This window comes from Flavobacterium sp. (genome assembly GCF_049318185.1).
Classification (GTDB): domain Bacteria; phylum Bacteroidota; class Bacteroidia; order Flavobacteriales; family Flavobacteriaceae; genus Flavobacterium.
Genome location: NZ_JBMOGV010000060.1, coordinates 1 through 13742, shown reverse-complemented (window position 1 = coordinate 13742; position 13742 = coordinate 1). Strand labels below are relative to the sequence as shown.

The 13742-nt window shown below is 33.4% G+C and carries 15 protein-coding genes; 14 read left to right on the top strand and 1 reads right to left on the bottom strand.

What is annotated here, in order from left to right; translation table 11 throughout:
* From ACOYLT_RS07035 to ACOYLT_RS07020, 4 genes are all read left to right on the top strand, one after another.
* A partial coding sequence (locus ACOYLT_RS07035) for a vitamin B12 dependent-methionine synthase activation domain-containing protein (RefSeq protein ID WP_422853155.1) occupies positions 1-329 on the top strand: 329 nt, incomplete at its 5' end.
* Positions 330-404: 75 nt separating this feature from the next.
* Entirely contained in the window at positions 405-1361 is a 957-nt protein-coding gene (gene metF / locus ACOYLT_RS07030; protein ID WP_422853154.1) for a methylenetetrahydrofolate reductase [NAD(P)H], read from the top strand.
* A 71-nt stretch (positions 1362-1432) separates the two neighbouring features.
* Positions 1433-2521, top strand: a complete 1089-nt coding sequence (locus ACOYLT_RS07025) for an acyloxyacyl hydrolase (RefSeq protein ID WP_422853153.1) — start codon at positions 1433-1435, stop codon at positions 2519-2521.
* A gap of 10 nt (positions 2522-2531) precedes the next feature.
* Positions 2532-3281: a head GIN domain-containing protein gene (locus ACOYLT_RS07020; protein ID WP_422853152.1), complete on the top strand. Its 750-nt coding sequence runs from the start codon at positions 2532-2534 to the stop codon at positions 3279-3281.
* A 34-nt stretch (positions 3282-3315) separates the two neighbouring features.
* Here ACOYLT_RS07020 and gldA read toward each other — a convergent pair whose 3' ends face one another.
* Positions 3316-4215 carry a gliding motility-associated ABC transporter ATP-binding subunit GldA gene (gldA, locus tag ACOYLT_RS07015; RefSeq protein ID WP_422853151.1) on the bottom strand — a complete coding sequence of 300 codons (900 nt, stop codon included), beginning with the start codon at positions 4213-4215 and terminating at the stop codon, positions 3316-3318.
* 320 nt (positions 4216-4535) lie between these two features.
* On the opposite strand from gldA, the gene ACOYLT_RS07010 reads away from it, so the two are divergent.
* From ACOYLT_RS07010 to kynU, 10 genes are all read left to right on the top strand, one after another.
* A complete protein-coding gene (locus tag ACOYLT_RS07010) occupies positions 4536-5363 on the top strand; it encodes a prephenate dehydratase (RefSeq protein ID WP_422853150.1) in 828 nt (275 codons plus the stop codon).
* Positions 5360-6505, top strand: coding sequence for a pyridoxal phosphate-dependent aminotransferase (locus tag ACOYLT_RS07005; RefSeq protein ID WP_422853149.1), 1146 nt, complete (start codon positions 5360-5362; stop codon positions 6503-6505). Before ACOYLT_RS07010 ends, ACOYLT_RS07005 begins: the two co-directional genes overlap by 4 nt.
* 37 nt (positions 6506-6542) lie before the next feature.
* Entirely contained in the window at positions 6543-7625 is a 1083-nt protein-coding gene (locus ACOYLT_RS07000) for a chorismate mutase (RefSeq protein WP_422853148.1), read from the top strand.
* A 64-nt stretch (positions 7626-7689) separates the two neighbouring features.
* Positions 7690-8667 (top strand): ribosome small subunit-dependent GTPase A, encoded by a 978-nt coding sequence (gene rsgA / locus ACOYLT_RS06995; RefSeq protein ID WP_422853147.1) that lies wholly within the window; start codon positions 7690-7692, stop codon positions 8665-8667.
* A gap of 71 nt (positions 8668-8738) precedes the next feature.
* Positions 8739-9191 carry a D-aminoacyl-tRNA deacylase gene (dtd, locus tag ACOYLT_RS06990; RefSeq protein WP_422853146.1) on the top strand — a complete coding sequence of 151 codons (453 nt, stop codon included), beginning with the start codon at positions 8739-8741 and terminating at the stop codon, positions 9189-9191.
* A gap of 1 nt (position 9192) precedes the next feature.
* Positions 9193-9390: a hypothetical protein gene (locus ACOYLT_RS06985; RefSeq protein ID WP_422853145.1), complete on the top strand. Its 198-nt coding sequence runs from the start codon at positions 9193-9195 to the stop codon at positions 9388-9390.
* A 1-nt stretch (position 9391) separates the two neighbouring features.
* Positions 9392-9718: a nucleotide pyrophosphohydrolase gene (locus ACOYLT_RS06980; protein WP_422853144.1), complete on the top strand. Its 327-nt coding sequence runs from the start codon at positions 9392-9394 to the stop codon at positions 9716-9718.
* Between the two features lie 81 nt (positions 9719-9799).
* Positions 9800-11059, top strand: a complete 1260-nt coding sequence (gene aroA, locus ACOYLT_RS06975; RefSeq protein ID WP_422853143.1) for a 3-phosphoshikimate 1-carboxyvinyltransferase — start codon at positions 9800-9802, stop codon at positions 11057-11059.
* A gap of 159 nt (positions 11060-11218) precedes the next feature.
* Positions 11219-12268, top strand: coding sequence for a tRNA preQ1(34) S-adenosylmethionine ribosyltransferase-isomerase QueA (gene queA, locus ACOYLT_RS06970; protein WP_422853142.1), 1050 nt, complete (start codon positions 11219-11221; stop codon positions 12266-12268).
* 157 nt (positions 12269-12425) lie between these two features.
* Positions 12426-13703 carry a kynureninase gene (gene kynU, locus ACOYLT_RS06965; protein WP_422853141.1) on the top strand — a complete coding sequence of 426 codons (1278 nt, stop codon included), beginning with the start codon at positions 12426-12428 and terminating at the stop codon, positions 13701-13703.
* Positions 13704-13742 lie beyond the last annotated feature (39 nt).

Sequence of the window (13742 nt, the reverse complement as noted above, 5' to 3'; positions counted from 1 at the left end):
CTGATGAAAGTTTGTCGAATCAGGATTTGATTAATGAAGAATACAAAGGAATTCGACCAGCACCAGGTTATCCGGCATGTCCCGATCATTTAGAAAAGCCAACCATTTGGAAATTATTAAATGTTGAACAAGAAATAGGAGTAACCTTAACCGAAAGTATGGCAATGTGGCCAGCGGCATCGGTTTCGGGATATTATTTTGCCAATCCTGAAAGTAAATATTTCGGACTAGGAAAAATTAAAGAAGATCAAGTAATAGATTATGCCAAACGTAGAGGAATTTCCACAGAAATGGCAACAAAATGGTTAGCACCGAATATAGCAGATTAATTTGGTTTCGGGTTACGAGTTTCGGGTTCAAAGTTAACTCGTAATGCGTAACTCGCAATCCGCAACTTTAAAATTATGAAAGTAACCCAACATATCGAAAACGCTCAAGGAAAACCATTGTTTTCTTTTGAAATTCTTCCGCCTTTGAAAGGGCAAAACATTCAGTCTATTTTCGACAGTATTGATCCGTTGATGGAATTTAATCCGCCCTTTATTGATGTAACCTATCATCGTGAGGAATATGAATATAAGGAACTACCAAGTGGATTATTACAAAAGAAGATTGTAAAAAAACGCCCAGGAACAGTTGGGATTTGTGCTGGAATTCAAAATAAGTACAATGTTGATGCTATTCCCCATATTCTTTGTGGTGGTTTTACCAAAGAAGATACAGAAAACCTATTGATAGATTTAGATTTCCTAGGAATTGACAATGTAGTGGCACTAAGAGGGGATGCATTGAAAAACGAAACCTACTTCAAACCCGAAAAAGACGGAAATGAATATGCGACAGATTTGGTTCTTCAGATTCGCAATTTGAATAAAGGTATTTACCTTGACGAGGATTTGACAAACTCGGCTTGTACTAATTTTTGTATTGGAGTTTCTGGCTATCCTGAAAAGCACATGGAAGCACCAAGTTTGGATAGCGATATTCATTTCTTAAAGCAAAAAATAAAAAACGGTGCTGATTATATCATTACACAAATGTTTTTTGACAATCAAAAGTTCTTCGATTTTATAGATAAATGCAGAGCAGCTGGAATTACAGTACCCATTATTCCCGGACTAAAACCTATTGCTACTAAAAAGCAGTTGAACTTAATTCCACATCGATTTAGTATTGAATTGCCCGATGATTTAATCATGGAAGTAGTTAAGGCAAAAGACAATGACCAAGTGAAACAGATTGGTATTGAATGGTGTATTGCCCAAAGTAAAGAACTAGTTGCTGCCGGAATTCCCGTGTTACATTATTATTCGATGGGTAGAGCAGAGAATATCAAAGCAATAGCTTCAAGTATTTTTTAATTTAATACAAATTTGTCAGCAACAAACATCTTTAATGTATTCTACTATATTTGTGCGTTTTAAATTTTAGCATGAGGTATTTTTTCTGTTTTATTTTATTGATTTCAAGTATTATAAAGGCTCAACAAAAAGATACTTATGCTGTTGAGGCTTCTTTTTTAAGAGGAAATATTTTACCCCACAGGGATGATGTCCATCAGTTGATAAATGGTCATCCTGAGGGTTTGCTATTTAGTTTTGTGATGAAAACACATGGAAAAGAGGAATGGCAAAGGGTGTATGATTTTCCAGATTATGGCGGGTATTTTTTGTATCAGGATTTTAAGAGTGAGCCACTGGGGGTTTGTTATGCTACTGGAGGATTTTATAATTTTTATTTTTTGAATAGGCATTTGCAGTTGAAGTTGGCTCAAGGTGTTGCGCTTACGACCAATCCGTATGATAAAGTTAACAATAGTAAGAACAAGGCCTTTGGCACTAGAATTATGGATAATACCAATCTTGGTTTGAGCTATGATAATCAAAATTTGATAGGGAATATTGGTTTTCATGCGGGGTTGTTTTTTACACATTATTCAAACGGAAGAATAAAATCACCAAATAGTGGGATTAACACTTACCTTTTGAACCTTGGGTTTAATTATAATTTTGAGAATGAAAAGAAAGTTATTAATGACACTTTGTTTGTCAAAAAATCATTCCATGAACCTTTGAAATATAATTTTGTTTTTAGAACTGGGATAAACGAAAGTACTTTAATTAGATCTGGTCAACGTCCTTTTTATCATATTGGATTTTATGTTGATAAGCGTTTAAATAGAAAATCGGCAGTACAACTAGGAACAGAATTGTTTTTGACTAATTCTTTTAAGGATTATATACGATATTATTCGGTAGCATATCCTGAGGCAAACTTGGATCCCAACACAGACTATAAACGTGTGGGTCTTTTTGTAGGTCATGAATTGTTTATTAATAGAATTTCACTCGAAGCACAAGTGGGATATTATGTCTATCAGCCTTTTAAAAAAGATATTCCTGTGTATGATAGAGTAGGAATAAAATATTATGTAACTGATAAAATATTTAGCAGTTTTATGATTAAAACACATATGTTTTTAGCTGAAGCATTAGAGTTTGGTATAGGTGTGAGATTATAAAAAAGAAACAATGAAGAAGTTTTTAGTTTTGATTTTAGTATTTGTTTTCATTTCATGTGAAAGACCAATCGAATGTATTGAAAGTGCTGGTGTCACAACGATTAAAAATATTCCCGTTGAAGCTTTTAATAAAATAAAAGTGTATCGCGGTATTGAAGTTGTGATTACAGAAAGTGCTGAAACCAAAGTAGAAATTCAAGCAGGAAAAAATTTTATAAATGACATAGAAGTAAAGCAATATGGAAACCAATTGGTTTTTAAAGATAATTCGAGTTGCAATTGGGTTAGTGATTATGGACAAACTAAAATATTCATTAAAACCCCGATCTTAGAAGAAATTTATTCAAAAACCGACAGAAATATTAGTTCCAATGATGTTTTGACTTTTCCAAATTTGAATATTATTTCCTTTGATAGCGATGCTGATGGTGAAAGTGGTGCAGGAACGGGAGATTTTATTCTAAACTTACATACTACAACATTGACAATTAACAATAATAATGTGTCGCGATTTTTTCTTTCGGGACAAGTTAATAGAGCAAATTTTAATTTCTATTCTGGTGATGGTAGAATTGAAGCTCAAAATTTAATTGCCCAGGATATAGTTATTTACCATCGCGGGTCTAATGATATGATAGTAAATCCTATGCAAAGCATTACGGGAGTTTTAAATAGTACAGGAAATTTGGTCTTAAAAAATTTACCACCAGTGCATTCGCCACTTGATGTATTGTTCACTGGTCATGTGATTTACCCATAAAGAAATTGATTAGTTACTACCTTATTACTAATTACTATTTCTTAGTTTTCTCCCTGAAAATCTGTTCAAGATTTTTGCTTTTTAAACTAATTTGAAGTGTTTTCAATCCATTATTTTGGGCAAAATCGAATACTTTTGAGCGCATGTCCTCTACGGTGTTGAAAGTGAGAAGCCAAATGTTATCAGCAGTATTTTTATAGGTTTTGATATGCTCTAAATTAACTAATAATGTTTCATCAATTGCTTTGTCAAACTCTACTTCAATGATTTGTTCTTTTTCTTCTGAAACCAGTTTATCTAATTTTTTATCAGTAACAATTTTCCCATTGTCAATAATTATAACACGGTCACAAATAGCTTCTACTTCCTGCATGATGTGTGTAGAAAGAAATACGGTTTTGTCTTTGCCAACATTTTTAATTACAGTTCTAATTTCTACTAGTTGATTTGGGTCAAGACCAGTAGTAGGTTCATCCAATATTAACACATCAGGATTATGTAACAGCGCAGTGGCTAAACCAACACGTTGACGGTATCCTTTAGATAATTGTCCAATTTTTTTATGACTTTCAACTGATAAACCTGTGAGTTGAATTACTTCTTCAATTCGTGATTTGGCTACATTATAAACATCTGCATTAAAAGCTAAATATTCGCGAACGTATAAATCTAAATATAACGGATTGTGTTCCGGTAGATAGCCAACAGATTGTTGTACTTTCAATTGGGAATCGTTTACATCATTCCCATTCACAACAGCAGTTCCTTCATCGGCATGGATAAAAGTGGTCAAAATTTTCATTAATGTAGATTTTCCAGCTCCATTTGGACCAAGAAAACCAACAATTTCTCCCTTTTTTATGGAAAATGAAACATTGTCAAGTGCTTTTTGAGCACCATAACTTTTAGAAATATTTTGAACTTCTATTGACATAGTCTGTTATTTGAAGCAAATGTAATAATTAATCCAAGCATAAAGAAAAAATCCGCTTTTTATGATGTTACGAAAACGATAGCGTAAATTTTTTATTAATTTTCTATAAAAGCTACACTTTATTTTTTTACTTTAGCCAAGCAACCAAATAAAGTTATGCTACAAAATGTTACTTATTATAACTATTCTTTTTATTTCTTCTTGGAAAGAAAAGGGATTGTTGTATAGTTATTTTTAAAAGAAATCATTTAACTAAAGATACAATCCCGATGCAAATCGGGATTTTTTTTTAATTCTGAATTTGAAAACCAAATTTAAAAATGGAAATAAAAATTGCAATACAAGGAATCAAAGGTTCTTTTCACCATCAAGTAGCTCAGGAATATTTCCAGCAGGAACATGATTTAGATGAATGCATGTCATTTGATGATCTAGTTAAAAGCTTGGTTAAAAATCAGGCACAGAAAGGCGTAATGGCATTAGAAAATTCTATTGCGGGTTCTATTGTTCCAAATTACGCCCTGATTGACAACAACAATTTGCAAATCATTGGCGAACATTATTTGGATATTCACATGAATTTGATGGCCTTGAGAGGACAGAGAATTGAAGAAATCAAAGAAGTACATTCCCATCCTATTGCCCTGTTGCAATGTGCAGTTTTCTTTAGTCAATATCCACATATCAAATTAGTAGAAAGCGGAGATACTGCAGAAACTGCCAGAAGAATTCAAGAAGAAAAACTAAAAGGGATTGGTGCCGTTGCAGCTCCAATTGCAGCAAAATTGTATGATTTAGATATTTTGGCAGCAGGAATTCACACCGTGCAAAGTAATAAAACTCGATTTGTGATTGTAAAAACTGAAAATAAAGAATTACCCAAAGAAGAAATCAATAAAGCATCTATAAAATTTGAATTAGATGATACACCAGGAAGTTTGGCAACCATACTAAATGTAATGAATAACAGTAAATTGAACTTAACCAAAATCCAATCGATGCCCATTATTGAAACCCCTTTTCAATATTCATTTTTTGTAGATGTAGTTTTTGAAAAATACAAGCATTATGAGAAGGCCAAAAAGATTTTAGAATTAATGACCACACATTTTAAAGTGTTGGGCGAATATAAAAACGGAAGACTATGATACAAAACGCCAAACGATTACACGCAGTAGAAGAGTATTATTTTTCCAAAAAATTAAAAGAAGTTCGTCAATTAATTGCCGAAGGAAATCCAGTTGTAAATATGGGAATTGGTAGTCCAGATTTGGCTCCACATCCTACCGTGATTGAGGCTATTCAGCAAGCCTTGTTTGAAGATAAAGCACACGAATATCAAAGCTATCAAGGTTTGCCAGAACTTAGACAAGGAATGGCGAGTTTTTATGAAAATCAATTTAATGTCACTTTAGATTGCAATACTGAAATTTTACCATTGATGGGTTCCAAAGAAGGAATTATGCACATTTCATTGGCCTTTTTAAACGAAGGTGATGAAGTGTTAATTCCAAATCCGGGTTATCCAACTTATGCTTCGGTTACAGAGTTGGTACAAGCAAAAGCTATTCCTTATGATTTGGTTGCAGAAAAGAATTGGTTTCCTGATTTTGAAGCATTAGAAAAAAAAGATTTATCCAAAGTAAAATTAATGTGGGTTTCCTATCCTCATATGCCTACTGGAGCCAATGGAACCCTCGAGTTATTTGAAAAACTTATTGCTTTTGGCAAAAAACATCATATTTTGATTGTAAATGACAATCCTTATTCTTTTGTTTTGAACGAGAAACCACTTTCGATATTGAAAGTTGATGGAGCAAAAGAGGTGGCTTTGGAATTAAATTCATTGTCAAAAACGTTTAATATGGCTGGTTGGCGTGTAGGCATGGTGTTAGGAAATGCAACTTTACTCGAAGCTGTTTTAAAAGTTAAAAGTAATATGGATAGTGGCATGTTTTATGGAATTCAAAAAGGAGCCATAGAAGCATTGAAACTAGGTAAAACATGGTTCAAAAGTCAGAACGATATTTATGCAAAAAGAAGAAATTTAATTTTTGAACTAGCCGAAAAATTACACTGTAGTTTTGACAAGAACAGTGTGGGATTATTTGTTTGGGCAAAATTACCAAAAGGCATTTCATCATCAGAAAAATTCATTGACGAAGTATTGATTGAAAAACATATTTTTATAACACCAGGAACTATATTTGGCAGCAATGGCGAAGGTTACATACGATTTTCATTGTGTGTTACCGAAGCCAAAATACAAGAAGCAATAAATAGATTTTAATAGAAAAGAAATTAATTTTACAAAAGATAAAAAAGCTATGAACATAACAATAGAAAATAGAAAATGGTTGGATGATTTTAAACTAATACATCCATTAGTTATTGCTGGACCATGTAGTGCCGAAACCGAAGACCAAGTATTAAAAATTGCACACGAATTAAAAGATTCAGATGTTTCTATTTTTCGTGCTGGGATTTGGAAACCTCGAACGCGTCCGGGAGGATTTGAAGGGGTTGGTGCCATAGGATTAAAATGGTTGCAAAAAGCAAAAGCCGAAACGGGTTTGCTAATGGCAACAGAAGTAGCTAATGCTGCTCATGTGAAATTAGCTTTAGAACACGATATTGATGTGTTGTGGATTGGTGCCAGAACTACCGTAAATCCATTTGCTGTTCAAGAAATTGCTGATGCTTTGCAAAATACAGACAAAATTGTTTTAGTCAAAAATCCCGTTAATCCTGATTTGGCTTTATGGATTGGGGGCGTAGAAAGATTGTATAATGCGGGAATAAAAAAACTAGGCGTAATCCACAGAGGATTTTCAACTTATGAAAAAACCAAATACAGGAACATTCCCGAATGGCAAATCGCCATCGAGTTACAAAGTCGTTTCCCTGATTTGCCTTTGATTTGTGATCCATCACATATTACAGGAAATCGCAATATGATACAAGAAGTATCACAGCAAGCCCTAGATTTAAATTATGACGGACTAATCATAGAAACACATATCGACCCAGACAATGCCTGGAGTGATGCCGAACAGCAAGTTACTCCAATAGTTTTAAAACAAATTTTCGAAGATTTACGAGTAAAGAAAATGACGATTGAAGAAGATGATTATAATACTAAAATGATTAAACTTCGAGCTAATATTGATATAGCAGATAGTAAAATATTAGAGATTTTAGGCAATAGAATGAAAGTGGCGGAACAAATTGGTGCTTTGAAGAAAGAAAAAAATGTTGCCGTTTTACAAAACAAAAGATGGAATGAAATCCTAGGAAAAATGATTCTCGATGGCGAAGAAAAAGGACTGAGCGAAGAATTTATTCTAAAACTTTTTAAAGCCATTCACCAAGAAAGTATTAGTCATCAGGAAAAAATCATAAATGGATAAAATAAGTCAATTATAGTTGCATTTTTTTACCTTTGTAATTAGTAATTCATAACTCGAAATTAATTTGACTGGACTAGTTTATAAATCTACCGGAAGTTCTTACTCGGTGAAAACCCGTGATGGTAAGGTTTTTGAATGCCGCATCAAAGGAAAGTTCCGGATGCAAGGCATCAAAAGCACCAATCCAATTGCTGTTGGCGATGTCGTAGATTTTGAATTAGATAATACTACCGATGAAACCATTGGGCAAATTCATAACATTCATGACAGAAAAAATTACATCGTTCGAAAATCAGTCAATCTGTCCAAACAAACACATATAATCGCTTCCAATATTGATATAGTTTTTCTTTTAATTACCATCAATAATCCACCAACCACTACTAGTTTTATAGATAGGTTTCTTGTTACTGCCGAAGCCTATGGCATTGAAGCTGTTTTAGTTTTTAATAAGATAGACACATTTGATGAAGCAATGGTAGATGAACAGTTGTTTTTACAATATGTCTATTCCCAAATAGGATATAAATGTTTGCGCGTTTCCGCCAAAGAACAAAAAGGATTAGACCAACTAAAAGACATGATGCTAGGAAAAGTAAGTATGTTCTCAGGGCATTCTGGTGTGGGAAAATCGACTTTGGTCAATGCTTTAGAGTCAAGTTTGAATTTGAAAACCAAACATATTTCCGAACAAAGCAAACAAGGGCAACACACCACTACGTTTGCTGAAATGTATGACTTGTCATTTGATGCCAAAATTATTGACACACCTGGAATAAAAGGTTTTGGGATTGTAGATATGGAGAAAGAAGAAATTAGCGGTTATTTTCCTGAGTTTTTCAAATTGAAAGAGCAATGCAAATTCAACAATTGTCTCCACAAAGAAGAACCAAATTGTGCTGTGAAAGCGGCTCTCGAAGCTGATAAAATTGCTTGGTCACGTTATAACAGTTACCTTAAAATACTCGAAGGCGATGATGAGCATTATCGATCTGATGTTTATAATGACGACCGAATTGTCAGTGATGAAACGAGGAAATAGTATTCAGTGTTCACTATTGAGTGTTCAGTTTTGAAATCCTAAATATAAAAATCCTAATTCCTAAATCAAGAATGAAAATAGTTATCCAAAGAGTTTCTTCCGCCTCAGTTATCATTGATTCTAAAGTCGTGGCTGAAATCCAAAAGGGACTACTGGTTTTGATTGGAATTGAAGATGCCGATAACCAAGAAGATATCAATTGGTTGACTACTAAAATAGCCAACCTGAGAATATTTGCAGACGAAAACCAAGTGATGAATCTTTCAATCAATGAAATTCAAGGAGAAATAATAGTGGTGAGTCAATTCACATTGCATGCCTTAACAAAAAAAGGCAATCGCCCCTCGTATATCAAAGCTGCCAAACCCGAAATTGCCATTCCATTGTATGAAAACTTCGTTCAAAAATTAGAAAATGAATTAGGTAAAAAAGTCCAAACAGGTCAATTTGGTGCCGATATGAAAGTAGCGCTTGTGAATGACGGACCCGTAACCATAATTATTGACACAAAAAATAAGCAATAAAATGAAACAAAAACTTATCACTTTCATAACTGGTTTTATAATTTACGGATTGCTTTTTGGAGTATTAATGTATACCGATCACAATTTAAAGGTTGCAACTGAACAAGGTTTGTTTTTTGGAACTTTTATGGGACTTTTTGATACTTTTATATTACCTAAAATCAATGTTTATTTTGCCAATAGAAATAAAAAACAATAAAATGAACCTAAAAAATTCCCAACTAGAAGTAGACAATTGGATTAAAAACCATGGTGTTCGTTATTTCAATGAATTGACCAATATGGCCCAACTCACCGAAGAAGTAGGCGAAGTTGCCCGTATTATTGCTCGTCGCTATGGAGAACAATCCGAAAAAGAAAGTGATAAAAACAAAGACCTTGGCGAAGAACTAGCCGATGTAGTTTTTGTGGTATTGTGTTTAGCCAATCAAACTGGAATAGACTTGCAAGCCGCCTTTGATAAGAAAATGGATTTGAAGACTAATCGTGACCATGATAGGCATCATAACAATCAAAAACTTAAATAAGTTGGGAGATGGAGGCTGGGAGTTGGAAGTTTCTCAGTGTATATTTGTGCTCCTTTGTGGCTCTCTGTGAAATAACTAAAAATGGATCTACTTTTAAAACATATTGCAAAGCTCGAAACTCATGACTCGAAACTCGAAATTTCAATCACGGGAAGTAAATCCGAAACCAACCGATTGCTTTTATTGCAAGCTTTATATCCAAACTTAACTCTGAAAAACACCTCAAATTCGGATGATTCAGAAGTCATGATACAAGCATTGCAAAACTCGCAACCCAAAACTCATAACCCACAACTTATAGACATTCACCATGCAGGAACTGCAATGCGGTTTTTAACAGCCTATTTTGCCATACAAGAAAATAGAGAAGTGGTTTTAACCGGTTCCTCTCGAATGCACGAAAGACCCATTAAAATTTTAGTAGAGGCTTTGCGCCAACTGGGAGCGGAAATTAGCTATGAATCTAACGAAGGTTTTCCACCGATAAAAATAAAAGGAAAGAAACTAACACAAAACAAAGTTGCACTTCCTGCCAATGTTAGTAGTCAATATATTTCAGCATTACTTTTAATCGCTCCAAAACTTAAAAATGGATTAGAATTGACACTAGAGGGAAAAATTACTTCTATTCCTTATATCAAAATGACTTTGGAACTGCTTAATGAAATAGGTATTGAAACATATTTTGTTGGAAATAAAATAATAATAAATCCAAAATCTACAATCCAAAATCCAAAAGCAATAATTATTGAATCCGATTGGTCCTCTGCATCCTATTTCTATTCCATAATAGCTTTATCTGAAATTGGAACTGAAATAACACTTTCTAGTTATAAAAAAAACAGTTTACAAGGCGATAGTGCTTTAGCTGAGATCTATAAAAATTTCGGTGTGGAAACAATTTTCGAAACCAATTTAATTATTCTAAAAAAAACTAATAATTATCAATTATCAATTATCCATTATCAATTAAACAATTCTCCCGACATAGCACAAACCATAGCAGTAAATTGCTTCGGATTAGGGATTGGGTGTCATTTAACAGGTTTACATACACTCAAAATAAAAGAAACCGATAGGCTAGAAGCATTAAAAACAGAGCTTTCCAAATTAGGTGCACTAGTTTCTGTTACCTATAATAGTCTAACTTTGAAACCATCAAACCACATCAATCCAAACTGTAGCATAAAAACTTATCAAGACCATCGAATGGCGATGGCTTTTGCGCCTTTGGCACTTAAAACATCCATCATCATTGAGGAAGCAGAAGTAGTTTCAAAATCTTATCCGACTTTTTGGGAAGATTTGAAAAGAATCGGATTTAATATTTACAAACTTTAGCAAAATCAAACAGCCTAAGCAACTCAGTACCTCAGAATCTTTTATAAAAATAAACATCAAAACACTTGACATTCGCTATCTTAGGATAGTATATTTGCACACGATTTAAATTTAGATGTAAAATCCTAAATTCTAAATCTTAAATCCTAAATTATATTTATGAAATTATCTCATTTCCAATTCAATTTACCAACCGAATTATTAGCTGAATTTCCATCAGAAAACAGAGACGAGTCAAGATTGATGGTCGTAAACAGAAAAACCAAAACCATTGAACATAAATTATTCAAAGACATTATTGAATATTTTGATGATGGCGATGTAATGATTTTGAATAATACCAAAGTTTTCCCTGCTCGTATGTATGGAAACAAAGAAAAAACCGGTGCACGTATTGAAGTTTTTTTATTAAGAGAACTAAATGCAGAACAACGTCTTTGGGATGTTTTGGTTGATCCAGCTCGAAAAATTAGAATTGGAAACAAATTATATTTTGGTGAAGACGATTCATTAGTAGCTGAGGTTATAGATAATACAACATCTCGTGGTAGAACTTTGCGTTTCCTTTATGATGGTTCCTATAATGAGTTTAGAAAAAAATTAACGGAACTAGGCGAAACACCAATTCCAAAATACATCAACCGTGAAGTAACCGAAGAAGATGCGGAACGTTATCAAACTATTTATGCTAAAGAAGAAGGAGCAGTAGCAGCACCAACAGCGGGTTTACACTTCTCAAAACATCTTTTAAAAAGATTGGAAATAAAAGGGGTGAATTTTGCAGAAGTTACACTGCACGTTGGTTTAGGGACTTTTAATCCTGTTGAAGTAGAAGATTTGTCGAAACACAAAATGGACTCAGAAGAGTTGATTATTTCTCAAGAAGCTTGTGATATAGTAAATAGTGCCAAAGAAAGAAAAGGGAAAATATGTTGTATTGGAACCACTTCTATGCGTGCTATTGAAAGTTCAGTTTCATCGGCAAGAAAGTTAAATCCTTATACAGGTTGGACCAATAAATTTATTTTTCCTCCTTATGATTTCAGTATTGCTGATTGTATGGTTACTAATTTTCACACACCAAAATCAACTTTGTTAATGATGATTTCAGCTTTTTGTGGTCATGATTTAATGAAAAAAGCCTACGAAGAGGCCATCAAAGAAAAATACCGATTTTATTCGTATGGTGATGCCATGCTAATTATTTAATTTGAACTTGGTTCAAATTCTTACTATAAATCCCAGTCTAGTTTAAATAAATAGATTGGGATTTTTTTATCCTTATAAATTATAACTAAATTTCTTTCTTCTTTCTTCATTCCACTTTGCTCTTTTTTCTACTTTTACAATTCAAACGAAACAAACAATGACCTTCAAAAATACTCGCGAATTTGCACAACAACTCGATTCAAATGACGAAATAAAAAACTATAGAGACAAGTTTATTTTTCCGCAACACAATGGTAAAAACGTTATTTATTTTACTGGAAACTCTCTAGGATTACAACCCAAAAGTGCAAAAAAATATGTCGATGATGTCATGAACGATTGGGCAAATTTAGCTGTCGAAGGGCACTTTTATGCCGAGAAACCATGGTGGGATTACCATGAACGTTTTGCTAATCCGTTGAGCAAAATAGTAGGAGCAAAGCCATCTGAAATAACGGTAATGAATACGCTAACCGTTAATTTACATTTGCTAATGGTTTCTTTCTATCGCCCTACAGCAAAGCGTTATAAAATCATTTGTGAAGAAAAGGCCTTTCCTTCTGATCAATATATGTTTCAAACCCAAGTCAATTTTCATGGTTACAAAGCTGAAAATACTATTGTAGAAATCAAAAGAAGAGAAGGCGAACACAATATTCGATTAGAAGATATTATTGCTAAAATTAACGAAGTGGGTGATGAGTTAGCATTAGTTTTAATAGGAGGTGTAAATTATTATACTGGACAAGTTTTTGATATGAAAGCAATCACCGAAGCTGGACACAAAGCAGGAGCCATGGTTGGTTTTGACTTGGCCCATGCTGCTGGTAATATCGAATTACAACTACATGATTGGGATATAGATTTTGCAGCATGGTGCAGTTATAAATATATGAATTCAGGACCAGGAAATGCTTCCGGTTGCTTTATTCACGAAAAGCATCATACCAATAAAGAGTTAGCTCGTTTTGGTGGATGGTGGGCTCAAAATAAGGAACACCGCTTCAAAATGGAGGCAGGATTTGATCCAATTATAGGAGCAGATGGATGGCAGGTAAGTAATTTACCAATACTTTCTTTGGCACCTTATTTAGCGTCAATAGAGATATTTGCTGAAGTAGGAATGGAAAAACTTATAAAAAAAAGAAATCAATTAACAGCATATTTAGAATTCATTCTTCATGAAATTGATAACGAAATTGATGGGACAGAATTCGAAATTATTACGCCCAATAAACAAGAAGAGCGCGGTTGTCAACTTTCAGTATTTCTTCATGGTCAAGGCAGAAGTTTGTTTGAGTATTTAATGAAAAATGGAGTAATTACCGATTGGCGTGAACCAAATGTTATTCGATTAGCACCGGCACCATTCTATTGTAATTATGAAGATATGTATGAATTCGGACAAATTTTGAAAAAAGGATTACTTAATTAAAAATTAATTTGATTTTACAAAAACAATTTGTTGATTTGT

What these genes read in the sequence shown, in the direction of transcription:
- ACOYLT_RS07005 (WP_422853149.1), top strand. Translation starts at nt 5,360, where the DNA reads ATGATACAAAACGCCAAACGATTACACGCAGTAGAAGAGTATTATTTT.
- queA (WP_422853142.1), top strand. Translation starts at nt 11,219, where the DNA reads ATGAAATTATCTCATTTCCAATTCAATTTACCAACCGAATTATTAGCT.
- ACOYLT_RS06985 (WP_422853145.1), top strand. Translation starts at nt 9,193, where the DNA reads ATGAAACAAAAACTTATCACTTTCATAACTGGTTTTATAATTTACGGA.
- ACOYLT_RS07025 (WP_422853153.1), top strand. Translation starts at nt 1,433, where the DNA reads ATGAGGTATTTTTTCTGTTTTATTTTATTGATTTCAAGTATTATAAAG.
- dtd (WP_422853146.1), top strand. Translation starts at nt 8,739, where the DNA reads ATGAAAATAGTTATCCAAAGAGTTTCTTCCGCCTCAGTTATCATTGAT.
- metF (WP_422853154.1), top strand. Translation starts at nt 405, where the DNA reads ATGAAAGTAACCCAACATATCGAAAACGCTCAAGGAAAACCATTGTTT.
- aroA (WP_422853143.1), top strand. Translation starts at nt 9,800, where the DNA reads ATGGATCTACTTTTAAAACATATTGCAAAGCTCGAAACTCATGACTCG.
- ACOYLT_RS07000 (WP_422853148.1), top strand. Translation starts at nt 6,543, where the DNA reads ATGAACATAACAATAGAAAATAGAAAATGGTTGGATGATTTTAAACTA.
- kynU (WP_422853141.1), top strand. Translation starts at nt 12,426, where the DNA reads ATGACCTTCAAAAATACTCGCGAATTTGCACAACAACTCGATTCAAAT.
- ACOYLT_RS07020 (WP_422853152.1), top strand. Translation starts at nt 2,532, where the DNA reads ATGAAGAAGTTTTTAGTTTTGATTTTAGTATTTGTTTTCATTTCATGT.
- gldA (WP_422853151.1), bottom strand. Translation starts at nt 4,215, where the DNA reads ATGTCAATAGAAGTTCAAAATATTTCTAAAAGTTATGGTGCTCAAAAA.
- ACOYLT_RS06980 (WP_422853144.1), top strand. Translation starts at nt 9,392, where the DNA reads ATGAACCTAAAAAATTCCCAACTAGAAGTAGACAATTGGATTAAAAAC.
- ACOYLT_RS07010 (WP_422853150.1), top strand. Translation starts at nt 4,536, where the DNA reads ATGGAAATAAAAATTGCAATACAAGGAATCAAAGGTTCTTTTCACCAT.